The following is a 26,430-nucleotide window of genomic DNA, read 5'->3' on the forward strand; positions in this document are numbered from 1 at the left end:
CAGACGTAAACTCCTCGTTTGGCCCCGGATGCCTTCCGCAGACCCTTGAGTGATTCCCGGGCACGGCACCCAGGGTTTTCAAGTCGCTTAACTAGTGACTGATGAGGCGCGCGGAGCGTTCCTTTTTTATGACCTTTGATCTTGTTATTGCCAAATCGAAGGTTAATTGCGAAATAAATGCTAAGAACCTCTATACGGACAGGCTAAAATGCGCGCCCGGCTAACCGCTGATCCTTTTCCAACGCGCCCCACAAGGTTCGCTACGTGATCGAGTTTCAAAACGTCCACAAGACTTACCGCGTCGCCGGTAAGGATATTCCCGCGCTGCACCCGACCAGTCTCGCCATCGAGAACGGTCAGGTGTTCGGCCTGATTGGCCATTCCGGTGCGGGCAAAAGTACCCTGCTGCGTCTGATCAATCGCCTGGAAGACTCCAGTGGCGGCAAGATCATCGTCGACGGCGAAGAAGTCACCGCACTGGACGCCAACGGCCTGCGCCGTTTCCGCCAGCAGGTCGGGATGATCTTCCAGCACTTCAATCTGCTCGCCTCCAAGACCGTCGCCGACAACGTGGCCCTGCCGCTGACCCTGGCCGGTGAGCTGTCGAGCAGTGAAATCAATCAACGCGTGGCCGAGCTGCTGGCGCGGGTCGGTTTGTCCGACCACGCGAAAAAGTACCCGGCGCAACTGTCCGGCGGTCAGAAGCAGCGCGTCGGCATCGCTCGTGCGCTGGCGACCAAGCCGAAGATTCTGCTGTGCGACGAGGCCACCAGCGCCCTCGACCCGCAGACCACGGCATCGGTCCTGCAACTGCTGGCAGAAATCAATCGCGAGCTGAAACTGACCATTGTCCTGATCACCCACGAAATGGACGTGATCCGGCGCGTCTGCGATCAGGTCGCGGTGATGGACGCCGGCGTGATCGTCGAGCAGGGTCCGGTGGCCGATGTGTTCCTGCATCCGCAGCACCCGACCACCAAGCGTTTCGTGCAGGAAAGCGAGCAGATTGACGAGAGCGAGCAGCGTGACGATTTCGCCCACGTGCCCGGGCGCATCGTGCGTCTGACCTTCCAGGGCGAGGCGACCTATGCGCCGTTGCTCGGCACCGTCGCCCGGGAAACCGGCGTCGACTACAGCATCCTTGCCGGTCGCATCGACCGCATCAAAGACATTCCGTACGGGCAACTGACCCTCGCTGTCACCGGTGGCGACATGGAGGCGGCGTTCGCCCGCTTCACCGCCGCTGACGTTCACATGGAGGTGTTGCGCTAATGGCTGATCTGATGAGTTTCTTCGCCAATATCGACTGGTACGAAATCTGGCTGGCGACTGGCGACACCATGCTGATGCTCGGCGGTTCGCTGCTGTTCACCGTGCTGCTCGGCCTGCCGCTGGGGGTGCTGCTGTTTCTCTGCAGCCCGCGTCAGTTGCTGGAGAACCGTGGCCTCTACGCCGTGCTGTCGCTGGTGGTGAACATCTTGCGTTCGCTGCCGTTCATTATTCTGCTGATTGTGATGATCCCGTTCACCGTGCTGATCACCGGCACCTCGCTGGGTGTGGCCGGGGCGATCCCGCCGCTGGTGGTGGGCGCCACGCCGTTCTTCGCGCGTCTGGTGGAAACCGCGCTGCGCGAAGTCGATCGCGGCATCATCGAAGCGACCCAGTCGATGGGCGCGACCACGCGGCAGATCATCATGAACGCCTTGCTGCCGGAAGCCCGGCCGGGCATCTTCGCAGCGATTACGGTGACAGCGATTACACTGGTGTCCTACACGGCGATGGCCGGTGTGGTCGGCGCCGGTGGTCTGGGCGACCTGGCGATCCGTTTCGGCTACCAGCGTTTCCAGACCGACGTGATGATCGTCACCGTGGTGCTGCTGTTGATTCTGGTGCAAGTGCTGCAAATGGTTGGCGACCGTCTGGTCGTGCATTTCTCGCGCAAATAAGCGGTTTTTTAATCAAGAGGCGCGGGCCATTCGCTGGCGGGCGCCCTCACAAGGAGTTAGCTGAATGAAAAAACTGATCGCTGCTTTCGCCGCTGTTGCGGCGTTTTCGGCCCACGCCGAGACCCTGACCGTTGCCGCCACTCCGGTGCCGCACGCGGAAATCCTCGAGTTCGTCAAACCGGCCCTGGCCAAGGAAGGCGTGGATCTGAAGGTCAAGGTCTTCACCGACTACATTCAGCCGAACGTACAGGTCGCGGAAAAACGCCTCGACGCCAACTTCTTCCAGCACCAGCCGTACCTCGATGAGTTCAACAAGGCCAAGGGCACCAGCCTCGTTGCCGTGACCGGCGTGCATCTGGAGCCGCTGGGCGCTTATTCGAGCAAGATCAAGGATCTGAAAGACCTGCCCGGCGGTGCCAACGTGGTGATCCCGAACGACGCCACCAACGGCGGCCGTGCGCTGTTGCTGCTGGACAAGGCTGGCGTGATCAAGCTCAAGGATTCGAAGAACATCCTGTCGACCGTCAAAGACATCGCCGAGAATCCGAAAGACCTGAAGATCCGTGAACTGGAAGCCGCGACCATTCCGCGCGTGCTGACCCAGGTCGATCTGGCGCTGATCAACACCAACTACGCGCTGGAAGCCAAGCTTGATCCGTCCAAGGATGCGCTGGTGATCGAAGGCAACGACTCGCCGTACGTGAACATCCTCGTGTCCCGCGCTGACAACAAGGACAGCGACGCGATGAAGAAACTGGCGGCTGCGCTGCACAGCCCGCAAGTGAAGCAGTTCATTACCGAGAAGTACAAAGGCGCGGTATTGCCGGCGTTCTGATTTGGATGGCTGCAATGAAAAAGGGGACGCCAATGGCGTCCCCTTTTTTTGTGTCTGGTGTCTGGCTTTGGACCTGCTTTGAAGCTGCCCCTCACCCCAGCCCTCTCCCGAGGGAGAGGGGGCCGACCTTCAAGCTTTTCGAGCCTGAGTTCGACTCACAATTGGAGGTCGGCGCAATTCGAATAAACACCTCGGCCAGTCCCCTCTCCCTCTGGGAGAGGGTTAGGGTGAGGGGCTTTTTAGCTTTTGAACTGTCAATTGCGCTCAAGCATCGCCGGCAACTGCGCCACCAGCTTGGCATTGTTCAACGGCGCCCGAATAAACCCACGCTGCGTACCATCCGGCCCGATCACCGCCAGATTGCCGCTATGGTCCACCGTGTAATTCGGCTTGCTGGTATCAGCCGGAATGAACGGAATGCTCACCGCATTCGCCACCTTCTGCAGCTCTTCGATAGATGAAGGCGTCAGGCCAATGAACTGCGGATCGAAGTAGCCCAGATACTGCTTCAACTGCTTCGGCGTATCGCGGTTGGGGTCCACGCTGACCAGCACGATCTGCAATTTATCCACAGCCTCTTTCGGCAGTTCACTCTTGATCTGTCGCAGTTGCGCCAGGGTGGTCGGGCAGATGTCCGGACAGAAGGTGTAGCCGAAGAACAACAGACTCCATTTGCCTTTCAACTCATCGATTGCAACCGGTTTGCCGTCCTGATCGGTCATGGTCACGTCCGGCAGGTTGCGGCTCTGCGGCAGCAGGATGATCCCGGCGTCGATCAGCGCAGTCGGATCGCCCTGGCCTTTGCCGTTCAGCACTTTATTCACGGTAAGCCCGAGGATCAGCGCGATCACGGCGACGAGGATGAAGACGGTTTTCTGGGTTCGGGTCATAGGTTCAACAGTAAGTAGTGGTCTACGAGCAGGGCGATGAACAACAGGAACAAGTAATAAATAGAGTACTTGAAGGTGTTGATCGCCGCGTGCGGCCGAGTGCCACGGTACAGCACCACGGCCCATTGCAGAAACCTTGCGCCCAACGCCAGCGCACAGACCAGATACAGCACGCCGCTCATGTGAATCACGTACGGCAGCAGACTCACTGCCAGCAGCGCGAAGGTGTAGAGCAGAATGTGCACTTTGGTGTAGTGCTCGCCATGGGTCACCGGCAGCATCGGAATGTCGGCCTTGGCGTATTCCTCCTTGCGATGAATCGCCAGCGCCCAGAAATGCGGCGGGGTCCAGGCGAAGATGATCAGCACCAGCAACAGCGGTTCGGCGCTGACATGGCCGGTGGCGGCGGTCCAGCCGAGCAGCGGTGGCGCGGCGCCAGCGAGGCCGCCGATGACGATGTTCTGCGGCGTCGCGCGTTTGAGGAAACCGGTGTAGACCACCGCGTAACCGAGCAGCGAGGCGAGGGTCAGCCAAGCGGTCAGCTGATTGGTGAACGTCAGCAGCAGCGCTTGGCCGAGCAGCGCCAGCACCAAGGCGAAGGTCAGCGCCGCCGCAGGTGAAACCCGGCCTTCGGCCAGCGGCCGTTTGTGCGTGCGCGCCATTACCGCATCAATGCGCCGATCGACCACATGATTGACCGCCGCCGCGCCGCCGGCACACAAGGCGATGCCCAGATTACCAAACACCAGCACTGTCCACGGCACCCCGGCGCGGGTGGCGAGGAACATGCCGACCAGCGAGGTGATCAGCATCAGCACCACGACTTTCGGTTTGGTCAGCTCCAGATAATCGCGCCACAGCGCTTGCGCTGCACGCTGGCCGATCAGACTCGCCATGGCGTTTCTCCTTTCAATGCGATGGGCGCGACGACAGGTTTGTGCGCACTCAAGCGCCAGCGCACCAGCCCTGGTTGGCTCACCCGCAACAGGCTGGTGCGCGCGTGATAATTGACCAGCACCAGCGTCAGTAACAGCGCCGCGCCGCCGGCGTTGTGCGCGACGGCCACCGGCAGCGGCAGATGAAACAGCACGTTGCTGATGCCAAGGGTGATCTGCGCGGCGAGGGCGATCAGCAGCAACCCGGCCAGTCGGGTCATGCCCACCACCTTCAGTTGCCAGGCCAGACCGAGCAGCACGACCGTCACCAGCAAAGCGCCGATGCGGTGAGTCAGGTGAATCGCCGTGCGCGCATCGCTATCGAGTTGTCCGCCGAGATAATTCGGGCCGATGTGCTGGGTCAGGTGGAAACCGTTGGCGAAGTCCGCCGGCGGCAGCCACTGGCCGTGGCAGGTGGGGAAGTCGATGCAGGCCACCGCTGCGTAGTTGGAACTGACCCAGCCGCCCAAGGCGATCTGGCCGATCACCAGCAGCAGCCCCGCCGTCGCCCAATATTGCAGGCGCTTGGGTACGGTCAGCGCCGGCAGCACGCCGGACAACCTCAGCGTCAGCAGGAACAGCAGACTCAACGTGGCAAAGCCGCCGAGCAAATGCCCGGTGACCACTTGCGGCCAGAGCTTGAGCGTCACCGTCCACATACCGAACGCCGCTTGGGCGATGACCACCGCCAGCAGAAACAGCGGCAGTTTCACCGGCTGGCCCGGATGGCGCCGGTTGACCCAGGCGCGCCCGGCCAAAACTGAAATCAGCAAGCCGAGGGTGCCGGCGAAGTAGCGGTGGATCATCTCGTTCCAGCCCTTGTGCGCCTCCACTGGCGCGTCAGGGAAATGCAGTTCGGCATGGGCCAGTTGCGCCTCGCTTTTCGGCACGCTGATAAAGCCGTAGCAGCCTGGCCAGTCCGGGCAGCCGAGGCCGGCGTGGGTCAGGCGGGTGTAGGCGCCGAGCAACACCACAATCAATGCCAGCAGGGTGGCAAACAGCGCGAGGCGAAATCCAGGTTTGGCCATGACGATGCCCTCATCCGATGTTCGACAGTTTCAGCAGATGCCGCAGGTCGTTAAGCAGATCCTTGCCCTTCACATTCGGCTCGTAACGCAGCACCAGATTGCCGTGCGGGTCGACGATCCACAGCTGCGGCACGGCTTTATCGCCGGTGGTCCTGGCGAACACCCCGGGATCCAGCGGATAGCGCTGCAGCTGCGGATATTCACGGTCGAGTTTGGCGGCGTAATCAGCGCTCAACGGTTGCGCGGCGGCGAGGGCGTGGCTGGCGCGCCCGGCTTCGCGGCCGAGGCTGATCTGGATCTGCCGGGCCAGATAAACCAGTTGCTGGCAATCGACTGCGCAGTCCTTTGGCGCCGTGACCAGAATCTGCCAGCGCTGCTCATCGGCCTGCACGCCGAGGTCGGCGCGGGTCTGGCCGTTGCCGATCAGCTCGCCGTGGTAGCTGCGTCCTTCCGGCACCCAGAACTGCAGTTTGTACATGCCGGTGGCGAGCAGCATCGGCCCGACCACGCCAAGGACGATCAGCAACAACTGAATGCGGCCGCGCCGGCGGCTGGGGGCAGGTTTGGCCTCAGACATGCTGGGTGGATTCATGGCGCTTCCCATGGCGTTTCTCCTTTGCGTTGTGCCAGCCCAAATAGAGGTAGAGCCCAAGCAGGGCCGTGGCCATGGCGAACCATTGCACGGCGTAGCCGAGGTGTTTTTCCGGACCCATCGCGACCACCGGCCAATCGGTCTGATAGCTGACCGGGCCGGGTTCGGCACGTAATTCGTAGGCGAAGCCGTCGCGCTCCAGGGTTCGCCACAATTTGCCCGGCTCGACGGCGGTGATGGTCTGCGGCCAGATACTGCTGACCGGATCGGCGTGCAACTGGAACGTTGCGCCGGGGGCGACATAGACCCAGGCGTCGAGCGTCAGCGCCTCGGCCGGTGTCGTGAATTGCGGCGGCACACGCCGGTCGGGCCAAGGCAGCCAGCCGCGATTGACCAGCAGCCACAGACCGCTGCGTTGATCCTGAAACGGTTGCAGCAATTCAACGCCGACCTTGCCGCCACGCTGGCGGTTGTCGAGCAACAGGGTATGGGCGGGGTCGAACTGGCCGTGCAGGCGCACGCGGCGGTAAGCCGGGTCGGCGCTGGCGAGCAGTTCACTGCTCGCCAGCGGTTCGGCCACGCGACGTTCGGCATAACTGGCCAGCAGCGCGGTTTTCTCCGCGCCCCGGCCCAGTTGCCAGAAGCCCAGCGCAACCATCAGCGGCAGCAACAGCGCCACCACGACAGTGGGAATCACGCCCGGGCTAAAGCGCTTCATGGGCGCGCCATAAAGTCAGTCATCGCGATCGCTATACTCAATTGCATCGCCTGTCCCCCGGAGTCTTGCCATGTTCAAAGCAGCGATCGTCCTGATGCTGATTGCCACGGTCGTCAGCCTGTTCAGCGGCCTGTTTTTCCTGGTCAAGGACGACAGCAGCTCCAATCGCCTGGTCATCGCCCTGAGTGTTCGGGTGGCACTGGCCGTGGTCACCGTCGGCCTGATGGCCTGGGGGTTCTACAGCGGCCAGTTGGTGTCCCATGCGCCCTGGTAGCGCCAGCAGTCAGAGGACGTAAACGAAGAAGAACAAACCGATCCACACCACATCGACGAAGTGCCAGTACCAGCTCGCCGCCTCGAAACCGAACTGGTGCTCGTTGTCGAAGTGGCCCTTCATGATGCGCATCAGCATCACGAACAGGATGATCGTGCCGATGGTCACGTGGGCGCCGTGGAATCCGGTGAGCATGAAGAACGTCGCGCCGTAGATGCCCGAGCCGAGGGTCAGCCCCAGCTCTTTGTAGGCATGGATGTACTCTTCCGCCTGGAAACCGAGGAACGCGACGCCCAGCAGTACGGTGATCGCCAGCCACAGTTTCAGCGCGCCGCGATGGCCTTTCTTCAGCGCATGGTGGGCGATGGTGATGGTCACGCTGGAGCTGACCAGCAGAATGGTGTTGATCAGCGGCAGGCCCCACGGGCTGATGACTTCTTTTGGCGGCGGGAACAGTTTCGGATCAGGTGTGTGCAGCAGCGGCCAGACAAATTCGAAGTTCGGCCAGAGCATGTGCGCGATGCCTTTCGGCCCCTCACCGCCCAGCGCCGGCCCGGACACATGGCGCACATAGAACAGCGCGCCGAAGAAGGCGACGAAGAACATCACCTCGGAAAAGATGAACCAGCTCATGCCCCAGCGGAACGAGCGGTCCAGCTGCGGGCTGTACAGTCCCGCGCGACTTTCCTTGATCACCGCACCGAACCAGCCGAACAGCATGTACGCCAGCAGCAGGCCGCCGACGAAAAAGATCAGCGGGCCGTGGGAGTCCGGGCGTGCGGCCTTGAGATCGTTGAACCAGGTGGCGAGGCCGTACACGGTGACGAACATCCCGAGCGTGGCGATGATCGGCCATTTGCTCTGGGCCGGGACGTAATAATGCTCATGAGTTGCCATTTATTGTTCTCCTTATCGGCCACGCTCAACCGCCAGTGTTAACAGCCACCGGCGGATGTCGGGCGGTGATATCGAACAGCGTGTAGGACAGCGTCAGGTGCTTCACTTCCTTGGGCATGTCGCGGTCAACGATGAAACGCACCGGCATCTCGATCTGTTCACCGGGTTGCAGCACCTGCTGGGTAAAGCAGAAGCATTCGGTCTTGTGGAAAAACGCCGCGGCGTTGCTCGGCGCAATACTCGGCACCGCTTGCGCACTCATCGGTTTGTCGGTGGGATTGCGTGCGATGAAGACCATCTCGTTCACCGCGCCGGGATTGGCGGTCAGCTCGTCGTGTTTCGGGTAAAAGTCCCACGGCATGTCGGCGGTGTTGGTCGACAAGAACTGCACGCGCACCTGGCGCGACGTGTCCACTACTTGCTCGCCCGCATACTGGCCGCCGGTCTTGCCGTTGATGCCGAAGGCTTTGCACATCACGTCATAGATCGGCACCAGGGCGAAACCGAAGACGAACATCGCCACTACCACCAGCAACAGGCGGGTGACGAGTTTCTTCAGCGAGATCGAGTCAGCCATGGTTCATGCCTCCCTCGTGTTCCCTGGTGGCCGGTGATGCTGTGGTGAGGGGATTTATCCCCGTTGGGCTGCGAAGCGGCCCTGAATCCAGCGCACACGGTCTACCTGATAAATTTCGATTGCAGATTTTGGGGCTGCTGCGCAGCCCAACGGGGATAAATCCCCTCGCCACGGGGGATCTGTGTACATCCACAGAAGATCTGTGAGCATCCACTGGGGATCTGTGCCTCTGCACACATTGCAAAAAACAGGAGGTGTTCATTTCACTTCCGGCGGCGTGGTGAAGGTGTGATACGGCGCCGGCGACGGCACGCTCCACTCCAGCCCTTCGGCGCCGTCCCACGGTTTGGCCGGGGCCGGTGCGCCGCCACGGATGGTCTTGATGACGATGAACAGGAAGAAGATCTGCGTGGCGCCAAACATGAACGCGCCGATCGACGAGACCATGTTGAAATCGGCGAACTGCAGGTTGTAGTCCGGGATCCGCCGTGGCATCCCCGCAAGGCCGACGAAGTGCATCGGGAAGAAGGTCAGGTTCATGCCGACGAACGACAGCCAGAAATGCAGCTTGCCGAGGGTTTCGTCGTACATGTGCCCGGTCCACTTCGGCAGCCAGTAATAGGCCGAGGCGAAGATGCCGAATATCGCCCCGGGCACCAGCACATAGTGGAAGTGCGCGACAACGAAGTAGGTGTCCTGGTACTGGAAGTCCGCCGGGGCGATTGCCAGCATCAGCCCGGAAAAACCACCGATCGAGAACAGGATGACGAACGCCACGGCAAACAGCATCGGCGTCTCGAAGGTCATCGAGCCTTGCCACATGGTGCTGGCCCAGTTGAACACTTTCACACCCGTCGGCACGGCGATCAGCATGGTCGCGTACATGAAGAACAACTCGCCCACCAGCGGGATGCCGACCACGAACATGTGGTGCGCCCAGACGATGAACGACAGGAACGCGATGCTCGCCGTGGCGTAGACCATCGAGGTGTAGCCGAACAGCGGTTTGCGCGCGAAGGTCGGGATGATCTGGCTGACCGCGCCGAACGCCGGCAGGATCATGATGTACACCTCGGGGTGGCCGAAGAACCAGAACACATGCTGGAACAGCACCGGGTCACCCCCGCCGGCAGCACTGAAGAAACTGGTGCCGAAGTGGATGTCCATGAGCATCATCGTCACGCAGCCAGCGAGCACCGGCATCACTGCGATCAGCAGAAACGCGGTGATCAGCCAGGTCCACACGAACAGCGGCATTTTCATCAGGGTCATGCCGGGTGCGCGCAGGTTGAGGATGGTCGCGACTACGTTGATCGCGCCCATGATCGAACTGATGCCCATCAAGTGGATGGCGAAGATGAAGAACGTCACGCTTTCCGGTGCATAAGTCGTCGACAGCGGCGCGTAGAACGTCCAGCCGAAATTCGGCCCGCCACCGGGGGTGAACAGGGTCGAGACCAGCAGCAGAAACGCGGCCGGCAACAGCCAGAAACTGAAGTTGTTCATCCGTGGCAGGGCCATGTCGGGCGCGCCGACCATCAGCGGGATCATCCAGTTGGCGAGGCCGACGAAGGCCGGCATCACCGCACCGAACACCATGACCAGACCGTGCATGGTGGTCATCTGGTTGAAGAATTCCGGCTGCACGATCTGCAGGCCGGGCTGGAACAGCTCGGCGCGAATGACCATGGCGAACGAGCCGCCCAGCAGGAACATGCAGAAGGCAAACCACAGGTACAGCGTGCCGATGTCCTTGTGGTTGGTGGTCAGCACCCAGCGCATCAGGCCTTTGGCGGGGCCGTGGGCGTGGTCGGCGTGACCGTGGTCATCGATGACAGCGCTCATGGCCGGTCTCCTTTACGAAGTTGGACGGGGCGGGCCGGGGCGCGCTGCCCCGACCGGTTCACTGAATACGCAATTGACCGGCTCATTTGCTTTCCGCCTGTTTCAGCTCCAGCACTTCTTTTGGCGTGACCATGTCGCCCTTGTTGTTGCCCCAGGCGTTACGTTCGTAAGTCACGACCGCTGCGATATCGACTTCCGACAGCTGTTTGCCGAACGCCGCCATGGCGGTGCCGGGTTTGCCGTGGTAGACGATGCTCAGGTGGTCCTTGATCGGCCCGGTGGCGATTTTCGAGCCCTTGAGCGCCGGGAACATCGGCGGCAGGCCCCGGCCTTCAGCCTGGTGACAGGCCACGCAAGTGGTGTGGTAAACCTTGTCGCCGCGCTCCTTGAGCTCGTCGAGGGTCCATTCCTTGCTGGTCAGTTCTTTGAGCTGCGCGGCCTCGGCCTTGCGCTCGGCGAGCCATTTTTCGTAGTCGGCCTGTTCCTTGACCTCGACCACGATCGGCATGAAGCCATGGTCCTTGCCGCACAATTCGGCGCACTGGCCACGGTAGAGGCCGGGCTTGTCGATGCGCGTCCAGGCTTCGTTGACGAACCCGGGGATCGCGTCGCGCTTGACCGCAAACGCCGGCACCCACCATGAGTGAATGACGTCAGCCGAGGTCACCAGAAAGCGCACCTTGGCGCCGATCGGCAGCACCAGCGGCTTGTCGACTTCGAGCAGGTAGTGCTCGCCCTTGGCTTCTTTGTTGTGAATCTGTTCGGCGGGGGTGGCCAGGTTGCTGAAGAACTCAACGTCCTGGCCCAAGTATTTGTAGTGCCACTTCCACTGATAACCGGTGATCTGGATATCGATGTCCGGCTCGCTGGTGTCGTACATCTTGATCAGCGTCGCGGTGGCAGGGACGGCCATGGCCACCAGGATCAGCAGCGGCACGATGGTCCACATGATCTCGACGCCGGTGCTTTCGTGGAATTTGGCCGCGACCTGGCCGGTAGAGCGGCGGTGCACCATCATCGACCAGAACATGGCGCCGAAGACGATGATCCCGATCACCACACAGATCCAGAAAATGGTCATGTGCAGGTCGAATACTGCGTGACTGATTTCAGTCGCTCCAGGCGCCATATTCACAGTCCAGGCCGCGTTGGCCGGGCTGAAAATCGACCACAACAGGAGGCCCATCCAGACATGTGGATGTCGCATCATTGCGGGTTCCCCTTATCGTTCTTGTTATCCCGCCGGCGTATCGCCTGCGGCAAGGGAGCGGCTGCATCAGACTACGAACTTGAATCGCCGGGCCTTGCTGCGGGTGCAGTCGGGCGTCATCAGCTAACTCCATTCATTGGCGAGTATAGACAGCGCCCGGGAATTGCAACCCGGGCACGTAAATGAGCTGAAACACCCGGCGCTTGCGTTCAAGTGCCCGAATGGAGAAGGATGCAGACGAGTGGTGGCGAATGGATATAACGCAGCTGCATCAAGGATGAAATAATTATGACAAATGCGTCTTAGCGTTTTTCGTAAGCCAGCTAAGTTATGTCTTCCCTATTTCATTGCCTTGTTTCCTGGAGTTTTCATGAACACCGCCGCATTGCGCGAGCAGATCCAACAAGCCCAACAGCACGAAAAAGACACCGGCCTGCTGACCCGTCAGCTGGAAAGCAAGCTGCCTCACCTGCACCCGGCGATCCAGTTGCCGGAAGCCGACGCCCAAGGCGTTCTGACACGTTTTGTCGCCGCCTACATCGATGAAGTGCCCGATCTGCTGGATGCAGCCAATGAAGTCGCCAGGGAAGCCGGCATCGAATCGCAGATCAAACCGGTGCTGAAGATCGCCGAGCAGTATTTCCTCCAGCCGCCGGCGATCATGGCCGGACATGTCGGCCTGGACAGCCTGCTCGACGAGGCCTATCTGGCACACCGTTTTGTCGAAGAGGTCAACGACCTGTACATCAAGCATTTCGGCCAGCCATTGATCCCCTTGGACATGACGGTCGCCAACCTGATTGCTCACCAATTGATCGGTGAGGAATTCGCCAACCAACTGGACGAAGCGGTGCATCACGCGATTGACGAGATGCTCAACGAGGAAAGTTTTGCCCTGGAATCGGTAGAAGCCTACCGCGAACAACTCAGCAGCCCGGACACTGGCGCGGCGTGGAAACGCTGGCCGTGCATGAGCCGCCGGTTGGGTGTGGGGCTTGAGCTGGATCAGCCTGCTGCCTGATTTTCTTGGGTCATAAATCCAGTGTGGGAGCGAGCCTGCTCGCGAATGCGGTCGATCATTCAACATCTCTGTTGGCTGATACACCGCTTTCGCGAGCAGGCTCGCTCCCACAGGGTTTGTGTTCACAATGGATTATCTAGCCGGCCGCACCGATGCCGGTGTTAGTCCGCACCCGCCCCTCAAGCCGTCGCTTCAACCCGCGCGATTCGATCAACAGCTTCGAACCCTTCGCCGCATTCGCCCGGCCCCACTCCTCAAGCAACTCGAGACACGAATGGTCGATGTAGCTCAGGTTGTTGAGCGGCACATGCACTGTGGTGCCGTGAGGAATGCTGCCCAGCACCTGGGTCAGCGCCGGCACTTTGAGGAACGTCGCCGCGCCGACCAGACGCAGTTCCATCTCGCCGTCCTGCGGCAAGTCGATCAGGCTGATCTTCAGGCGCGAAGCCTTGAACGCCAGCTTCAACATCGTCAGGCCGAAACCGATCAGCACACCGGTGAGCAGATCAGTGAAGATGATCGCCAACGCTGTAGCGGCGTAGGTGAACATCGGCATCCGCCCGTACCGGCCCAGACCACGGAAGGCTTTCAGGTCGACCAGTTTGAAGCCGGTATACACCAGCACACCCGCCAGACTCGCCACCGGAATGCTTTGCAGCACGCTCGACAGCAACAGCACGAATGCCAGCAGCCATAGGCCATGGAAAATCGTCGAGTAGCGTGTGGTCGCACCGGCCTGGACGTTGGCCGAACTGCGCACGATCACTCCGGTCATCGGCAGCGCGCCGACCAGACCGCAGAGCATGTTGCCGACACCTTGCGCCGACAGTTCACGATCGAAGTCCGAACGCACGCCGCTGTGCATGCGATCCACCGCCGCAGCGGACAGCAGGGTTTCGGCACTGGCGATAAACGCCACGGCGAACGCGGCAACCAGCAGTGTCGGGTCGGCCAGATTCATCAGGTCGGCCGGCTTGAGCCAATCGATCGCTTCGGCCAGGTTCGCCGGTACCTCAACGCGCTTGACCTGCAACGCCAGCATCAGGCTCGCCACCGTCGCCAGACCCACACCGAGCAATGCGCCGGGAATGAAGCGCAGCGAATGCGGACGGAATTTTTCCCACAGCCACATCACCGCAATCGTCGACAAGCCGAGCAGACCCGCCTGCCAGCCCAACGATGGCAAGGCCTGCGCCACGGCCGCCGGGAACGCCGTGAGGTTGTCCAGCCCGGAAGGCTGCGGCTTGGCATCGAGCATCACATGGATTTGCGAGAGCACAATCAACACGCCAATGCCCGCGAGCATGCCGTAGACCACCGCTGGCGCCGTGACCCGAAACCAGCAGCCAAGCTTCAGTCGCCCGGCGACCAGTTGCAGAAAACCGGCGAGCAGCAGGATCGGTCCGAGCATCTCGACGCCATGCTGGCGCACCAGCTCGAAAACCAGCACCGCCAGACCCGCCGCCGGACCGCTGACCTGCAACGGCGAGCCCGCCAGCCAACCGACCACCAGACCGCCGATGATGCCGGTGATCAGACCTTTTGCCGGCGGCAGCCCTGAGGCAATCGCGATGCCCATGCACAGCGGCAGGGCGACCAGAAACACAACCACGGAGGCGAGCAGCTCCCGTGGCAACACAGCTTTCAATTGAGCCGCACGCATGGCGATTCTCCCGAAGTTTTCTTCAGGCGTGGCGAGGCCGGACCGCTGAATCAGCGGCCGGCGTCATACCACACAGATTGTTGGGAAGATTTAGAAGCGCGCTTTGGGCGTCGCCACAGGAATCGGATGGCTGCCGTCGAGAGGCAGGAAACGACCCTGGTCCGCGTCGTAAGCTTTGATTTCGCTGGTTTCGATGTTGTAGACCCAGCCATGGATGAACAGATGACCGTTCGCCATGCGCGAGGCTACCGAAGGATGGGTACGCAAGTGCTGCAGTTGGGCGATGACGTTTTCCTCGGTGAGGATCGGCATGCTGTCTTTTTCGTCGGTGCAGTTGCAGTTGTCGTGCACCATGGTTTTCGCGACTTCAGCGTGGCGCAGCCAGGCTTTGACCGTCGGCATTTTTTCCAGGCTGTCGGGGTTGAGTACCGCGCGCATGGCGCCGCAATCGGAGTGGCCGCAAATGATGATGTGCTGCACGCCCAGCGCCAGTACCGCGTACTCGATAGCGGTGGAGACGCCGCCGTTCATCTGACCGTAGGGCGGCACCACGTTGCCGACGTTACGGGTAACGAACAGATCGCCCGGCGAGCTCTGGGTGATCAGCTCGGGAACGATGCGCGAGTCGGCGCAAGTGATGAACATCGCCTTGGGCGCCTGAGCGGTGGCGAGCTTCTTGAACAGTTCTTCCTGCTGCGGAAAAACGTCATGGTGAAAGCGTAAAAAGCCATCAACGATCTGTCGCAGTGCTGCATCGGCGGATTGTGCTTCAGGGCTTTGCGCCGAGGCAGCCAACGACTGTTTATCCTTGTCACTCATGATTCATCCTCTTGTGCGGATTCAGGGAGTCTTCCCCGGTATTCCGGTATGAAGCCAGTGGCTGTTTAAACCATCCGGGTCATCCCGACCCGTCAGTCACTCGATGAACAAGGTAGCCGCCGAAACTTAACTGAAACTGAATCAAACGCTCTAGAACGTGTGTTCCAGGTCACAAAAAACGTGACCGGCGTGTTTCGGCGGAAGGATTCCAACCCGTCAACCCAAAGCCAATTGTCGCTAAATCAACGACATCTGGCGACCCGGCGGACAGAAGGCCGAGCAGTCGAGGTTATAGCCCTCGCGTTTGTTCAGGCCAAGCTTTTTGATGGCCTTGGCAAATCTTTGTGCGAGCAGGTCGGCAAACGGCCCTTCACCACGCATCCGCGCGCCGAATCGACTGTCGTAGAGTTCACCGCCGCGACTCTGGCGGATCAGGCTCAGCACATGGGCGGCACGTTGCGGATAGTGCGCCTGCAACCACTCCTCGAACAGCGGCGCGACTTCCAGCGGCAGGCGCAGCATCATGTAGGCAGCGCTTTGCGCACCGGCGGCGTGGGCCTCGGTGAGCAGGCTTTCGATCTCACTGTCATTGATCATCGGAATCATCGGCGAACACAGCACGCCTACTGGAATGCCTGCTTCGCGCATGACCCGGATCGCGCGCAGGCGTGCCTTGGGCGCTGCGGCGCGCGGTTCGAGGATGCGTTTGAGTTCATCATCCAGCGTGGTCAAGCTGATCATCACCGACACCAGCCGTTGCTGCGCCAACTCGGTCAGCAAATCGAGATCGCGCAGAATCAGCGAACCTTTGGTGACAATGGTCACCGGATGCCGGTAACGCAGCAGCACTTCCAGGGTCTGACGGGTGATTTTGTATTCGCGCTCGATGGGCTGATACGGGTCGGTATTGGAGCCGAGATTGATCGGCGCACATTGATAGCCGGGTTTGCTCAGCTGTTCCTCGAGGACCTGGGCGGCATTGGTCTTGGCAATCAGCCGGGTTTCGAAATCCAGGCCCGGCGACATGTCCCAATAGGCGTGGCTGGGCCGTGCGTAGCAATAGATGCAGCCGTGTTCGCAGCCGCGATAGGGATTGAGCGAACGGTCGAAGGGCAGATCCGGCGAGGTGTTGCGGCTGATGATCGATTTGGCCTTCTCGATGATCACTTCGGTGTTTTGCGTCTCTGGCACTTCCTGATACCAGCCATCGTCCTCGGCCACCGAACGACTCGGCGCAAAGCGGTTGTGCGGGTTGGTTGCGGTGCCGCGACCGCGAGGTGGCAATGGAGTAGACATGAAAACGCCCCGATACTGTATATGCGCACAGTATCGGGGCGATCCTCATCTGGCTAGTGCCGTCGGGCGAGTGGTCAGTTGTGGTTGTTCATGTCCGCTATGTTCGCGGAGAGGAACAGCATTCAGGGCTTTCTCTGATCGTAACCGACGTTCCCACAACTGTGTGCACATACACCCTGTCAGATATGACAGTAGACGTGGTTGCAAGCGCCGTCTTAGGTTAAAGCCTCATGACTAATAACGTCTTGCCAACCGGAATGGATTGAATGTGATGCCAATCAGAATTTTGCTTGAAATTGCAGACATGGAACGCGACGGAAGTCCCGAGGTTGTTTTTTATCATTATGGCGATAACGCCGCCGAAATGATGGACTACGACTACGCGCTATTTGCCTCTTCATCGCAGGCAAACGATCGCTATGACCTGCTTTCCGAAGAGGTTATCGATAGCGACGGGGATGGCGATATCGATAACCATGACAAGAGACTGTACTTGCAGTTGGCGGATGCGTTTGTGCAGTTCAGAGGTCTGAAATCGACACGATGAACACCGCTGACTCAACATGCGAAGTCATGTCGTGCCAGCGGTCTGTCGACACATTTCGCTCAGTTATGCGAGGTGAGCTGCCCAAGATCGTCACCGGAGGTCTGCTTCATATCCTCCGTACGCAACTCGGCAACATCGGCAGCTTTCACTGGCGCACCCTTGTTGCCCCAGCTGCCACGAATGAAACTCACCACATCCGCCACTTCCTGATCCGACAGGCGCCAGGCGAAACCGGGCATGGTGAAGGTCGATGGCGCGGTGTGCGTTGCCGGCAAAGTCCCGCCCTTGAGCACGATGTGGATCAGCGATGTCGGGTCATCCGTCTGCAGCACCGGATTGCCCGCCAGCGCCGGGAACACCCGGGTGTAGCCCTGGCCATCGGTACGGTGGCAGGCTGCGCAGTTGTCGATGTACACCGACGCGCCGCGTTGGCTGTCGTCGCCGTTCCACAGCGCTTTGGCCACTTTCTCGTCGTACTGATGCGGCTGATCCGCCGGGTCATTGGCCGGCAGTGATTTGAGATAACGGGCAATCGCGGTGAGGTCGGCGTCGCTCATGTACTGCATGCTGTGGGTGACCACATCACTCATACCGCCGAACACTGCGCTGCGATCACTGCGCCCGGTCTTGAGGAACTGCACCAGTTGTTCTTCGCTCCAGCTGCCGAGGCCATCCTTGTGATCGCCGCGCAGGCTCTTGGCGATCCAGCCTTCCAGCGGCGCACTGCCGGCGAGGAATTCGCTGCCGTCCGCCGCGCTCAGGGATTTTTCCTGCATGGTCAGCGCGCGCGGGGTATGACAGGCACCGCAGTGGCCGAGACCTTCAACCAGATATGCCCCGCGATCGATCACCGGATCGGCCGATGTGGCCTGGTAATCCTCGACCTTCGGCGCGAACAGCCAGCGCCAGCCCATCAGCGGCCAGCGCATGCTCAACGGCCAGGGAATATCGCTGGCCTTGTTCTCCTGCGCCACCGGTTCGACGCCGTGCATGAAGTAGGCGTACAGCGCCTGCATGTCGGCCTGGTTGACCCGCGCGTAGGACGGATAAGGCATCGCCGGGTACAACGTGCTGCCGTTTTTGGCCACACCGTGGCGCACGGCCTGATCGAAGTCTTCGAAGCTGTAGTCGCCCAGACCGGTCTTGTCCGGGGTGATGTTGGTCGAGTAGATCGTGCCGATCGGCGTCTCCATTGGCAGACCGCCGGCGAACGGCTTGCCGCCCTTGGCCGTGTGGCAGGCCACGCAGTCACCGGCGCGGGCAAGGTATTCGCCTTGCTTGATCAGATTTTGATCAACATCGGCCGCATAAATTGCAGTGCTGCCGAGCAGGGCGAGGGTGGCGATAACGAAAGTTTTCATGGTCATCGCTCCTTAAGCCTGTACCAGCGGGCCGGGGTTTTTCAGGTATTGCTCGCGGATCGCTTTTGCCGACCAGTAGGTCAGCGCCGCCACCAGCCCGGTCGGGTTGTAGCCCAGGCCCTGCGGGAACGCCGAGGCGCCCGGGACGAATACGTTGTGCACGTCCCAGCTCTGCAAATAGCGGTTCAGGGCGCTGGTCTTCGGATCGGTGCCCATGATCGCGCCACCGTTGAGGTGGGTGGTCTGGTACGAGGCGGTGTTGAAGTGATCGCCGACCTGCTTGCCGATCACTGCAATGGCTTTCGGGCCCATGGCTTGGGCGATCTTGCCCATTTTCTCGACCATGAAGCGGTTCATCTTGATGTCGTTTTCCTGCCAGTCGAAAGTCATGCGCAGCAGCGGCAGGCCGTAGGCATCGCGGTACACCGGATCGAGATCGAGGTAGTTGCCACGGTAGGATTGATGCGCGCCGTGGGCGTCCATCGACACCTGGTGGGTGTAGTAATCGGCGGTGGCGCGTTTCCATGCGCTGCCCCAGGCCGGTGTGCCCGGCGGGTTCGAGGTGCCGGCAATCGGTCGACTGCCAGCCTGGTTGACCCACATCGGCGAACCGCCGACGAAGCCGTGCGGCCCGTGGTCGAAGTTGTCGGCGTTGAAATCGTCCACCGCCACGCCGTTGCCGCCGGCGCCAATGAAGTTGTTGGTGTGGGTGTCCTTGTCGAAAAAGGCTTTGATGGTCGCCATGTTCTGATAGGCGAAGTTACGCCCGACCACGCCTTCGCCGCTGATCGGGTCGTACGGTTTGCCGATCCCGGACAGCAGCATCAGACGCACGTTGTGCAACTGGAATGCGCCGAGGATCACCAAATCCGCCGGCTGCTCGATCTCGCGGCCCTGGCCATCGATGTAGGTGACGCCGGTGGCTTTGCTTTTCGTGCTGTCGAGATTGACCCGCAGCACATGGGAGTTGGGCCGCAGCTCGAAATTCGGCAGGGGCTTGAGCGCCGGCAGAATGTTCACGTTCGGCGAGGCCTTGGAATACATGTAGCAGACGTAGCCGCTGCAGAACCCGCAGAAATTGCACGGCCCCATCTGTGCGCCGTAGGGATTGGTGTACGGCCCGGAAGTATTGGCGGAAGGCAGGTTGTAGGGTTTGTAACCGACTTCTGTAGCCGCCTTGCCGAACAGCTGTGCGGATACGGTGTTCTTCTGCGCTTCAAGCGGGAACGGGTTGGAACGATCCGCCGCGTATGGGTTGCCGCCCTTGCCCTGACCGACCAGTTGGCCCTTCACCGTCCAGGCCTGGCCGGAGGTGCCGAAGACTTTTTCCGCGAAGTCGAAAAACGGTTCCAGCTCTTCATAGCTGACGCCGAAATCCTGGATGGTCATGTCTTTGGGGATGAAGCTTTTGCCGTAGCGTTCTTCGTAGTGGCTGCGCATACGCAACTCGATCGGGTCGACGCGAAAGTGCACGCCCGACCAGTGCAGACCGGCGCCGCCGACGCCGTTACCCGGCAAAAACGCGCCCAACTGGCGGTTGGGCAGGGCGATGTCGTTGACGCTGTGGCGAATGGTCACCGTCTCTTTGGAGATGTCCTGAAAGAGTTTCTTGCGCACGCTGTAGGTGAGTTCGTCGATCACCTGTGGATAGTTGCCGTCGGGGTAGGTGTCCTGCATCGGCCCGCGCTCCAGCGCCAGCACGTTGAGGCCCGCCTCGGTGAGCTCCTTGGCCATGATCGCGCCCGTCCAGCCGAAACCGACGATAACTGCATCAACCTTCTTCATTACCGTTGCCATGCTTACGCCCTCTCGCCGCGAATCGACACTGCCGGGAAGGGGTATTGCTCGTTGCGTTCCACCCAATCCATGAAATCGGCGCGGGCGCCGGGGAAACCGATCATGGTCCAGCCGACCATGCCTTTATTGCCACCGTGGATCGGGTCGCAGAAGAACCCTTCCTTGGTGTTTTGCAGCAGCAGATTGAAGAAAATCTTCGCCGGCACCGCATCGAACTGCGGCTTGCCGGCTTCCAGTTGCTTGAGCAAATCGTCTCGGGTAGCGCTGTCTTGCTCGGCAAATGTTTTACCGCTCAAACCTTTTACCCACTGATCCGTGGCGGCGATGCCGAGGCGATAGATGTCTTTGGGCACCAGTTTGCTCTGCCAGCCCATCTCCGGTGCCGCGTCGGCATTGAACGGGCCTTGCATGTACCACAGGGCACCGGCGGCGTACGGGGTGTTCATCTGGCGGTCGATGTATTCCGGCACGCCGGCTTCGAGGGCACCGGGGCCTTGCGCGTCGTTGGGGATCAACTGGGCGACGGCGGCATTGATGAATGCCCATTCTTCAGCGGTGAAAAAGCTCGGCTGATAGTCACCAGCGACAGAGGCCGGTTTTGCTGCGGCCGGCGCCGGTGTGCTTTCAGGTGCGGCTTGCAGCACGCTGCTGCCCAGGCCGGTACCGGCAAGCGTGACCACCGGAATCAGGGTCAGGGATTTGCGCAAGAACTCACGCCGCGGGTTGTCTCGATCTTGATCAGACATGGGGGGCACCTCATCAGGCATAGAAGTCAGCCGCTTCTGCGAGCAGCTCGAGGAATTTTGCGTTGCGACGATCAGGGTCCGGTCGGGTAAAAGCCGTTCCCTCTGCAACATCATGTGACAAATGGTAGCAGGCTAAGCATCAAGAAAAACCGTTTGCACGGAAAAAAGCCCGGCGAGGCGCCGATTCACGTTTCTTTGACGGCCGGCTCACGGCGTATTGACCGCTTGATAGCGAAGCTGCAATTCCTCCCATGAAGATTGCCGAAACGGTCAGCCCAGCATGTCTCGAGTGCGCTTTTTCCCCGCGTTATGTTTTTCGCTTGTTGCACTGTTGCATGGCATTGCCGCCCGGGCGGCCGACGCCACGCCATCTCGCCCGGCCGAGTGGGCGCAGCCGGTTGAGGCGCAGTTCAACCTGTTCCGCATGTCACCGACGCTGTATCGCAGCGCCTTGCCCAGCCGCAGTGCGGTGCCGCTGTTGAACGATCTGCATGTCGTCACCGTAATCAACTTCCTGCCTGACGCTGATAGCGACTGGCTCTCCGCGCCGGGCATCAAGCAAGTGCAGCTGCCGTATCGCACCAACCACGTCGACGACAGCGATGTGCTCAAGGCTTTGCGCGCGATTCAGTCCGCCGAAGCCGACGGCCCGGTGCTCATGCACTGCAAGCACGGTTCTGACCGCACCGGACTGATGGCGGCGATGTACCGCGTGGTGGTACAGGGCTGGAGTAAAGAGCAGGCGCTCAAGGAAATGACCGAGGGCGGTTTTGGTGACAGTCAGCATTTCCACGACAGCGTGCGCTACGTGATGCAGGCCGATGTCGATCGGTTGCATGAAGCCTTGATCAATGGCGAATGCAGTACCAGTGCATTCGCCATGTGTTCGATGAAGAGCTGGTTCGACTCGGCCCACGTTCAGCGTTGATCAGCTCAAGCGGCTGGTGCAGGAAATAGCGCGTTGTCGATGGGTTTTCCGAGAAAGGCTTGCAGTGCGGCGGGCAGTGCCTGCCTGTCCCCCGAGAGCAGGTGTTCGCGCATGTCGCGGCCCGTCTGTTCGTTGAACAGACCTTCACGTTCGAAGCGCTTGAACGCCTCGCTCGCCAGCACACCCGACCATTTGTAGGCGTACAGCGAAGCCTCATAACCGGTAACCAGATAATCGCAGCTGTTGGCGAAGCGGCAGTAGGCCGGGATGGACAGGTGCGCGAACTCACTTTGCACATCCTCGACTACTTGCTGAACAGTGCGACCGTCACCGTGACAGCGGTGCAGTTCGAAGTCGACCAGCGCGTTCAGCAACAGCATTGCCGTCTCCCGGCTGCGCTGGATGCCTGTGGCGGAAAACGCGGTATTGGCCTGCGCTTCGGACAGACGCTCACCGCTCTGGTGATGCGTACCCAGCCAGCGCAGGAATTGCCCGGATAACGCCCATTTTTCGAACAGTTGCCCGACAAACTCGGCAGCGTCGCGGCTCAGATGCGAAATGCCGGACAGGTTGTAATGCGGCGAACGCGTCAGCACGTGATGCAGGCAATGGCCGAATTCGTGCAGCAGAACACGCAGATCCTGCGGATCCAGCAGGTGCGTTTGCCCGTTTTCCGCTGCCGGGTAATTGCATTGAAGCGAGGCAATCGGCAGTAATGGTCGGCCTTCGGCGGTGATCCGTCGATTGCGCAGTACACCGGTCCAGGCATAGTCGTTGCCCGCGTCGCGGTGGAACGGGTCGATGTAGATGTAACCAACCGGTTGCTGACGCTCGCTGATTTCGAACAGGCGAACATTTTCGGCGAAACGCTCGTGGACGGTATTTTCGCTGATGCTGATACCGAACATATGCTCGCTGAAGCGGCAGAGGCTGTGCAGTGTGGCTTGCAGCGCGAAGAACTCGCGCAGGTCCTGCTCCGTGCCGCCGGACTGCTTCAGGCGTAATTGCCCGGCGAGGAAATCGTGATCCCACGCTTCTAGCTGTTCAACCCCGTGCTCGCGGGCCAAGGCCTGCAAATCATCGGTCTCGCCCGCCAGTGACACGGCGTTGCGGGCGATCTGCTGGCGCAGAAAACGACCAACCTGATCGGTACCGGTGGCCATCCGGTTGTGCAGCCGCAGGTGGGCAAAGTTGTCAAAACCCAAGAGCCGGGCTTTGGCATGACGTGCGGCCAGCAGTTTTTCCAGCACCGGGCCGTTATCGAAGCGACCGGCCTGTGGCCCCTGATCCGAAGCGCGGGTGCACCAGGCTTTGAAATACTCCTCGCGCAGTCCGCGGTGTTGTGCCCGCCTCATGACCTGTTGGTGAGTGTTCTGATCCAGGGTCAGCCGCCACCCGGGCAGGCCGGCCTTGTGGGCATTGGCGGCCAGATGCGTCTGCATTTCGGCCGGCAGTCCCGCCAATAGCGCGGCATCGTCGATGTCCTTGCTCCATGCCGCGTTGACCGATTTGAGGTTGCTCATGAAGCGCTTTTCCAGCAGATCGATTTCGCCGTTCAATCGCGCCAGATCCTTGCGCTGCGCACTCGACAATTCACTGCCGGCCAAGTGAAACCGGCGCAGGATTTTCGCCAGCGAGGCTTTGCGTGCATCGCTGAAGCTGGCGGCTATGGAGCTCTGTGCCAATCGTTGATAAACCTGGAGCAACTGTCGATTGCCGGCCTTCGCAGTCTTGTAACGCTGCGCGGCGTGCGTACTCAGGGCTTCCTGCATCAACCACTGGGGCTCATCGGCATGACTGATCGAGAGGAATTCGATGATTGCCATGGTTTCATCCAGGCGCGCATCGGCTTCATCGATGGCAATTACCACGTCGTCCCAGTTGGGATGATCGACCTGAGTGGCGATGACGTTTTCGATGATCAGCAGGTTGTCGGCAACGATGCGCTCGACTGCTGGCAGCAGATGTTCGGCGCGTATCGCCGCCCAGGGCGGCAACTGCCAATGTTGCAGGAGTGGGTTGGTGTCAGGCATGGCGTCTTCCGTGAGAGAGGGCTGGATTGGCCAGCCTAATCAGGAAGCGCAGAGGCAAGGTGGTGGATAGATACCGCCACCTGCCGACGATGATCGGCAGGCAGCGGTCGTTGTCATTGTTGCTCGTCGGGCTTTTTCTTCAACTTGGGGTTGGGGAAGAACTGCACCGCCTGAACCTTTTTGTCGGCGGCAGGCTTCAGCGCGCTGGTATTGACCCGCGTGCCCAGCTCTTTGGGCACCGACAGGCCTTGCTCGTTGAGCGTGTCGGAGTAACCGCAGGCCACGCATTCGCGGTGCGGCACGCCGTCTTCGTTCCACATCATCAACTTGTCCGGCTCGCTGCACGCCGGGCAGACCGCCCCGGCGATGAAGCGCTTCTTGGTGATCACAGGGCCGTCGCTCATGCTGCCGCGTCCTCACTCAGGCCGCTGTGGCGAAGCAGCGCGTCGATCGACGGCTCACGGCCCCGGAAGTCGACGAACAGCACCATCGGTGCCCGGGAACCGCCGCGCGCCAGAATCGCTTCACGGAACGCACGACCGGTTTCAGCGTTGAGCACGCCGTCCTCCTCGAATTTCGAGAAGGCGTCGGCGGACAACACTTCGGCCCACTTGTAGCTGTAGTAACCGGCTGCGTAACCGCCGGCGAAAATGTGCGCAAAGCTGTTAGGGAAGCGGTTGTACGCCGGTGGACGCATCACCGACACCTCGTCACGCACGCCCTCCAGCACTTGGGCCACGCTGCGGCCATCGCCGTGGGTGGCGTGCAGTTCGAAGTCGAACAGCGAAAACTCCAGCTGACGCACCATCATCAGTCCGGACTGGAAATTCTTCGCCGCGAGCATTTTTTCCAGCAGGTCCTGCGGCAGTGGCTCGCCGGTCTCGTAGTGGCCGGAAATCAGCGCCAGGCCTTTCGGCTCCCAGCACCAGTTTTCCATGAACTGGCTTGGCAGCTCGACCGCATCCCAGGCCACGCCATTGATGCCGGATACGCCAGCGTGTTCGACGCGGGTCAGCAGGTGATGCAGGCCGTGGCCGAACTCGTGGAACAGCGTGGTCACTTCATCGTGGGTCAGCAGCGCAGGCTTGCCGCTGTCGGCCGGGGTGAAGTTGCACACCAGATTGGCGACTGGGCTTTGCAGCGCACCGTCGACGGTGCGACGACGGTCGCGGGCGCCGTCCATCCATGCGCCGCCACGCTTGTTGGCGCGGGCATACAGGTCGAAGAAGAAGCGGCCGACGTGCTGGCCGTTTTCCTTGATCTCGAACAGGCGGACGTCCGGATGCCAGGTGTCGAAGCCTTTCTGCTCGGCGATCTCGATGCCGTACAAACGCTGGACGATGGCGAACAGACCGCTCAGGACCTTATCGATCGGGAAGTAGGCACGCAGGGTTTCCTGGGCGACGCTGTAACGCTGCTCGCGAAGTTTTTCACCGTAGAAACCACTGTCCCAGCTTTGCAGATCGGCGCAGCCCTGTTCGGCAGCGTAAGCGCGCAGCTGTTGCAGATCCTGCGCGGCGAACGGCTTGCTGCGCTGGGCCAGATCCCGCAGGAAGCTCAGCACCTGATCGCTGGATTCGGCCATTTTCGTCGCCAGGCTCAGCTCGGCGAAACTGGCGAAGCCCAGCAGTCGGGCCAGTTCCTGGCGCAGGTCGAGGATCTCTTCCATCACCGGGCCGTTGTCGTTCTGCCCGGCATTCGGGCCTTGATCCGAGGCACGGGTGCAGTAGGCGGCGTAGACTTCTTCGCGCAGCGCGCGGTCTTGCGCGTAGGTCATCACCGCGTAATAGCTGGGGAATTCCAGAGTGATCAACCAGCCATCCAGACCTTTGGCCTGGGCGGCGGCAGCCATTTGCGCCTTGGCTGAATCGGTCAGGCCGGCGAGGGCGGCTTCATCGGTAATGTGTTTGGTCCACGCCTGAGTGGCGTCGAGCAATTGGTTGGAGAAGCGGCTGCCGAGCTCGGACAGCTTGCTCTGCACTTCGGCGTAACGTTTCTGCTCGGCTTCCGGCAGGTCGATACCCGACAGGCGGAAATCGCGCAGGGCGTGTTCCAGAATGGTTTTTTGCGCGACGTCGAAACTGGCAGCTTCCGGACTGTTGGCCAGCGCTTCATACGCCTGGAACAGTTCGCGGTTCTGGCCCATTTCGGTGGAGTAGGCGCTCAGGGCCGGCAGGCACGACTCGTAGGCTTCACGCAATTCGGCGCTGTTGCACACGGCGTTAAGATGGCTGACCGGGCTCCATGCCGCACCGAGGCGATCGTTGAGTTCGTCCATCGCCAGCACCAGACCGGCCCAGGTCGGGTTCTTGCCCTGGGTCTTGAGGATCTCGGCGATGGCGGCGCGGTTGTCCGCGAGGATGGTTTCGATGGCGGGCAGGACGTGTTCGGCACGGATCGTGGAGAACGGCGGCAGGTCGTAGGACTGCAAAAGAGGGTTGTTCACGCTCACGGTTGGCACCTTGGCTGGAA

25 protein-coding genes are annotated in these 26,430 nt (G+C 60.9%); 7 read left to right on the plus strand and 18 right to left on the minus strand.

What is annotated here, in order from left to right:
* Positions 1 to 264: 264 nt before the first annotated feature.
* From AB4O12_RS22000 to AB4O12_RS22010, 3 genes are all read left to right on the plus strand, one after another.
* A complete protein-coding gene (locus tag AB4O12_RS22000; RefSeq protein WP_016772338.1) occupies positions 265 to 1,272 on the plus strand; it encodes a methionine ABC transporter ATP-binding protein in 1,008 nt (335 codons plus the stop codon).
* Entirely contained in the window at positions 1,272 to 1,946 is a 675-nt protein-coding gene (locus AB4O12_RS22005; RefSeq protein ID WP_016772337.1) for a methionine ABC transporter permease, read from the plus strand. The genes AB4O12_RS22000 and AB4O12_RS22005 overlap by 1 nt, the downstream gene beginning before the upstream one ends.
* Before the next feature lie 64 nt (positions 1,947 to 2,010).
* On the plus strand, positions 2,011 to 2,781 hold the full coding sequence (locus AB4O12_RS22010; protein WP_315435060.1) for a MetQ/NlpA family ABC transporter substrate-binding protein: 771 nt from the start codon (positions 2,011 to 2,013) through the stop codon (positions 2,779 to 2,781).
* A gap of 254 nt (positions 2,782 to 3,035) precedes the next feature.
* Here the strand turns inward: AB4O12_RS22010 and AB4O12_RS22015 are convergent, their stop codons facing one another.
* The 5 genes from AB4O12_RS22015 to AB4O12_RS22035 are packed head-to-tail and all read right to left on the minus strand — an operon-like array spanning position 3,036 to position 6,944.
* A complete protein-coding gene (locus tag AB4O12_RS22015) occupies positions 3,036 to 3,671 on the minus strand; it encodes an SCO family protein (protein ID WP_024014996.1) in 636 nt (211 codons plus the stop codon).
* Entirely contained in the window at positions 3,668 to 4,567 is a 900-nt protein-coding gene (gene cyoE, locus AB4O12_RS22020; protein ID WP_071173963.1) for a heme o synthase, read from the minus strand. The genes AB4O12_RS22015 and cyoE overlap by 4 nt, the downstream gene beginning before the upstream one ends.
* Positions 4,555 to 5,634: a COX15/CtaA family protein gene (locus AB4O12_RS22025; RefSeq protein WP_122506345.1), complete on the minus strand. Its 1,080-nt coding sequence runs from the start codon at positions 5,632 to 5,634 to the stop codon at positions 4,555 to 4,557. The genes cyoE and AB4O12_RS22025 overlap by 13 nt, the downstream gene beginning before the upstream one ends.
* Positions 5,635 to 5,644: 10 nt before the next feature.
* Entirely contained in the window at positions 5,645 to 6,238 is a 594-nt protein-coding gene (locus AB4O12_RS22030; RefSeq protein WP_122692448.1) for a hypothetical protein, read from the minus strand.
* Positions 6,204 to 6,944 (minus strand): SURF1 family protein, encoded by a 741-nt coding sequence (locus AB4O12_RS22035; protein ID WP_460059733.1) that lies wholly within the window; start codon positions 6,942 to 6,944, stop codon positions 6,204 to 6,206. Before AB4O12_RS22035 ends, AB4O12_RS22030 begins: the two co-directional genes overlap by 35 nt.
* 70 nt (positions 6,945 to 7,014) lie before the next feature.
* Here AB4O12_RS22035 and AB4O12_RS22040 point away from each other — a divergent pair, with 70 nt between their 5' ends.
* Positions 7,015 to 7,218 (plus strand): twin transmembrane helix small protein, encoded by a 204-nt coding sequence (locus tag AB4O12_RS22040; protein ID WP_016772330.1) that lies wholly within the window; start codon positions 7,015 to 7,017, stop codon positions 7,216 to 7,218.
* A gap of 9 nt (positions 7,219 to 7,227) precedes the next feature.
* On the opposite strand, the gene AB4O12_RS22045 is transcribed toward AB4O12_RS22040, so the two are convergent.
* The 4 genes from AB4O12_RS22045 to coxB all read right to left on the minus strand — a co-directional run bounded on the left by AB4O12_RS22045 (position 7,228) and on the right by coxB (position 11,747).
* Positions 7,228 to 8,115 carry a cytochrome c oxidase subunit 3 gene (locus AB4O12_RS22045; RefSeq protein ID WP_217864743.1) on the minus strand — a complete coding sequence of 296 codons (888 nt, stop codon included), beginning with the start codon at positions 8,113 to 8,115 and terminating at the stop codon, positions 7,228 to 7,230.
* A 25-nt stretch (positions 8,116 to 8,140) separates the two neighbouring features.
* Positions 8,141 to 8,692, minus strand: coding sequence for a cytochrome c oxidase assembly protein (locus AB4O12_RS22050; protein ID WP_016772328.1), 552 nt, complete (start codon positions 8,690 to 8,692; stop codon positions 8,141 to 8,143).
* A gap of 258 nt (positions 8,693 to 8,950) precedes the next feature.
* Positions 8,951 to 10,537, minus strand: coding sequence for a cytochrome c oxidase subunit I (ctaD, locus tag AB4O12_RS22055; RefSeq protein ID WP_016772327.1), 1,587 nt, complete (start codon positions 10,535 to 10,537; stop codon positions 8,951 to 8,953).
* Positions 10,538 to 10,619: 82 nt separating this feature from the next.
* Complete coding sequence (gene coxB / locus AB4O12_RS22060; RefSeq protein WP_460059734.1) at positions 10,620 to 11,747, minus strand: cytochrome c oxidase subunit II; 1,128 nt, start codon at positions 11,745 to 11,747, stop codon at positions 10,620 to 10,622.
* A 370-nt stretch (positions 11,748 to 12,117) separates the two neighbouring features.
* Between coxB and AB4O12_RS22065 the strand changes: the two genes are divergently transcribed.
* Entirely contained in the window at positions 12,118 to 12,768 is a 651-nt protein-coding gene (locus tag AB4O12_RS22065; RefSeq protein WP_460059735.1) for a hypothetical protein, read from the plus strand.
* A gap of 136 nt (positions 12,769 to 12,904) precedes the next feature.
* Here the strand turns inward: AB4O12_RS22065 and AB4O12_RS22070 are convergent, their stop codons facing one another.
* The 3 genes from AB4O12_RS22070 to AB4O12_RS22080 form a co-directional block, all read right to left on the minus strand.
* Positions 12,905 to 14,431 carry a SulP family inorganic anion transporter gene (locus tag AB4O12_RS22070; RefSeq protein ID WP_375122941.1) on the minus strand — a complete coding sequence of 509 codons (1,527 nt, stop codon included), beginning with the start codon at positions 14,429 to 14,431 and terminating at the stop codon, positions 12,905 to 12,907.
* 90 nt (positions 14,432 to 14,521) lie between these two features.
* Complete coding sequence (locus tag AB4O12_RS22075; RefSeq protein WP_016772323.1) at positions 14,522 to 15,250, minus strand: carbonic anhydrase; 729 nt, start codon at positions 15,248 to 15,250, stop codon at positions 14,522 to 14,524.
* A 237-nt stretch (positions 15,251 to 15,487) separates the two neighbouring features.
* Complete coding sequence (locus AB4O12_RS22080) at positions 15,488 to 16,546, minus strand: PA0069 family radical SAM protein (RefSeq protein ID WP_136493272.1); 1,059 nt, start codon at positions 16,544 to 16,546, stop codon at positions 15,488 to 15,490.
* 271 nt (positions 16,547 to 16,817) lie between these two features.
* Here AB4O12_RS22080 and AB4O12_RS22085 point away from each other — a divergent pair, with 271 nt between their 5' ends.
* Complete coding sequence (locus AB4O12_RS22085; protein ID WP_460059736.1) at positions 16,818 to 17,093, plus strand: hypothetical protein; 276 nt, start codon at positions 16,818 to 16,820, stop codon at positions 17,091 to 17,093.
* A gap of 59 nt (positions 17,094 to 17,152) precedes the next feature.
* On the opposite strand, the gene AB4O12_RS22090 is transcribed toward AB4O12_RS22085, so the two are convergent.
* From AB4O12_RS22090 to AB4O12_RS22100, 3 genes are read right to left on the minus strand one after another with little or no spacing between them, the layout of a single operon-like run.
* Positions 17,153 to 18,454 (minus strand): c-type cytochrome, encoded by a 1,302-nt coding sequence (locus tag AB4O12_RS22090; RefSeq protein WP_460059737.1) that lies wholly within the window; start codon positions 18,452 to 18,454, stop codon positions 17,153 to 17,155.
* A 12-nt stretch (positions 18,455 to 18,466) separates the two neighbouring features.
* The gene (locus tag AB4O12_RS22095; RefSeq protein WP_041476464.1) at positions 18,467 to 20,251 is read right to left on the minus strand and encodes a GMC family oxidoreductase; all 1,785 of its coding nucleotides are present in this window, start codon (positions 20,249 to 20,251) and stop codon (positions 18,467 to 18,469) included.
* Between the two features lie 2 nt (positions 20,252 to 20,253).
* A complete protein-coding gene (locus AB4O12_RS22100; RefSeq protein WP_056791272.1) occupies positions 20,254 to 20,997 on the minus strand; it encodes a gluconate 2-dehydrogenase subunit 3 family protein in 744 nt (247 codons plus the stop codon).
* A gap of 280 nt (positions 20,998 to 21,277) precedes the next feature.
* On the opposite strand from AB4O12_RS22100, the gene AB4O12_RS22105 reads away from it, so the two are divergent.
* Entirely contained in the window at positions 21,278 to 21,925 is a 648-nt protein-coding gene (locus AB4O12_RS22105) for a phosphatase domain-containing protein (RefSeq protein WP_024015019.1), read from the plus strand.
* Positions 21,926 to 21,930: 5 nt separating this feature from the next.
* Here the strand turns inward: AB4O12_RS22105 and AB4O12_RS22110 are convergent, their stop codons facing one another.
* The 3 genes from AB4O12_RS22110 to prlC form a co-directional block, all read right to left on the minus strand.
* Positions 21,931 to 23,958 (minus strand): M3 family metallopeptidase, encoded by a 2,028-nt coding sequence (locus AB4O12_RS22110; protein ID WP_460059738.1) that lies wholly within the window; start codon positions 23,956 to 23,958, stop codon positions 21,931 to 21,933.
* Between the two features lie 113 nt (positions 23,959 to 24,071).
* The gene (locus tag AB4O12_RS22115; RefSeq protein ID WP_016772316.1) at positions 24,072 to 24,362 is read right to left on the minus strand and encodes a YheV family putative zinc ribbon protein; all 291 of its coding nucleotides are present in this window, start codon (positions 24,360 to 24,362) and stop codon (positions 24,072 to 24,074) included.
* The gene (gene prlC, locus AB4O12_RS22120; RefSeq protein WP_460059739.1) at positions 24,359 to 26,410 is read right to left on the minus strand and encodes an oligopeptidase A; all 2,052 of its coding nucleotides are present in this window, start codon (positions 26,408 to 26,410) and stop codon (positions 24,359 to 24,361) included. Before prlC ends, AB4O12_RS22115 begins: the two co-directional genes overlap by 4 nt.
* Positions 26,411 to 26,430: the final 20 nt, after the last annotated feature.

The organism is Pseudomonas sp. S2_A05, assembly GCF_054668485.1.

What these genes read in the sequence shown, in the direction of transcription:
- AB4O12_RS22015 (WP_024014996.1), bottom strand. Translation starts at nt 3,671, where the DNA reads ATGACCCGAACCCAGAAAACCGTCTTCATCCTCGTCGCCGTGATCGCG.
- AB4O12_RS22075 (WP_016772323.1), bottom strand. Translation starts at nt 15,250, where the DNA reads ATGAGTGACAAGGATAAACAGTCGTTGGCTGCCTCGGCGCAAAGCCCT.
- AB4O12_RS22085 (WP_460059736.1), top strand. Translation starts at nt 16,818, where the DNA reads ATGCCAATCAGAATTTTGCTTGAAATTGCAGACATGGAACGCGACGGA.
- AB4O12_RS22040 (WP_016772330.1), top strand. Translation starts at nt 7,015, where the DNA reads ATGTTCAAAGCAGCGATCGTCCTGATGCTGATTGCCACGGTCGTCAGC.
- ctaD (WP_016772327.1), bottom strand. Translation starts at nt 10,537, where the DNA reads ATGAGCGCTGTCATCGATGACCACGGTCACGCCGACCACGCCCACGGC.
- AB4O12_RS22010 (WP_315435060.1), top strand. Translation starts at nt 2,011, where the DNA reads ATGAAAAAACTGATCGCTGCTTTCGCCGCTGTTGCGGCGTTTTCGGCC.
- AB4O12_RS22090 (WP_460059737.1), bottom strand. Translation starts at nt 18,454, where the DNA reads ATGAAAACTTTCGTTATCGCCACCCTCGCCCTGCTCGGCAGCACTGCA.
- AB4O12_RS22080 (WP_136493272.1), bottom strand. Translation starts at nt 16,546, where the DNA reads ATGTCTACTCCATTGCCACCTCGCGGTCGCGGCACCGCAACCAACCCG.
- AB4O12_RS22065 (WP_460059735.1), top strand. Translation starts at nt 12,118, where the DNA reads ATGAACACCGCCGCATTGCGCGAGCAGATCCAACAAGCCCAACAGCAC.
- AB4O12_RS22045 (WP_217864743.1), bottom strand. Translation starts at nt 8,115, where the DNA reads ATGGCAACTCATGAGCATTATTACGTCCCGGCCCAGAGCAAATGGCCG.
- AB4O12_RS22110 (WP_460059738.1), bottom strand. Translation starts at nt 23,958, where the DNA reads ATGCCTGACACCAACCCACTCCTGCAACATTGGCAGTTGCCGCCCTGG.
- AB4O12_RS22115 (WP_016772316.1), bottom strand. Translation starts at nt 24,362, where the DNA reads ATGAGCGACGGCCCTGTGATCACCAAGAAGCGCTTCATCGCCGGGGCG.
- AB4O12_RS22005 (WP_016772337.1), top strand. Translation starts at nt 1,272, where the DNA reads ATGGCTGATCTGATGAGTTTCTTCGCCAATATCGACTGGTACGAAATC.
- AB4O12_RS22025 (WP_122506345.1), bottom strand. Translation starts at nt 5,634, where the DNA reads ATGGCCAAACCTGGATTTCGCCTCGCGCTGTTTGCCACCCTGCTGGCA.
- AB4O12_RS22050 (WP_016772328.1), bottom strand. Translation starts at nt 8,692, where the DNA reads ATGGCTGACTCGATCTCGCTGAAGAAACTCGTCACCCGCCTGTTGCTG.
- coxB (WP_460059734.1), bottom strand. Translation starts at nt 11,747, where the DNA reads ATGATGCGACATCCACATGTCTGGATGGGCCTCCTGTTGTGGTCGATT.
- AB4O12_RS22100 (WP_056791272.1), bottom strand. Translation starts at nt 20,997, where the DNA reads ATGTCTGATCAAGATCGAGACAACCCGCGGCGTGAGTTCTTGCGCAAA.
- AB4O12_RS22070 (WP_375122941.1), bottom strand. Translation starts at nt 14,431, where the DNA reads ATGCGTGCGGCTCAATTGAAAGCTGTGTTGCCACGGGAGCTGCTCGCC.
- cyoE (WP_071173963.1), bottom strand. Translation starts at nt 4,567, where the DNA reads ATGGCGAGTCTGATCGGCCAGCGTGCAGCGCAAGCGCTGTGGCGCGAT.
- AB4O12_RS22035 (WP_460059733.1), bottom strand. Translation starts at nt 6,944, where the DNA reads ATGAAGCGCTTTAGCCCGGGCGTGATTCCCACTGTCGTGGTGGCGCTG.
- AB4O12_RS22030 (WP_122692448.1), bottom strand. Translation starts at nt 6,238, where the DNA reads ATGGGAAGCGCCATGAATCCACCCAGCATGTCTGAGGCCAAACCTGCC.
- AB4O12_RS22095 (WP_041476464.1), bottom strand. Translation starts at nt 20,251, where the DNA reads ATGGCAACGGTAATGAAGAAGGTTGATGCAGTTATCGTCGGTTTCGGC.
- AB4O12_RS22105 (WP_024015019.1), top strand. Translation starts at nt 21,278, where the DNA reads ATGTCTCGAGTGCGCTTTTTCCCCGCGTTATGTTTTTCGCTTGTTGCA.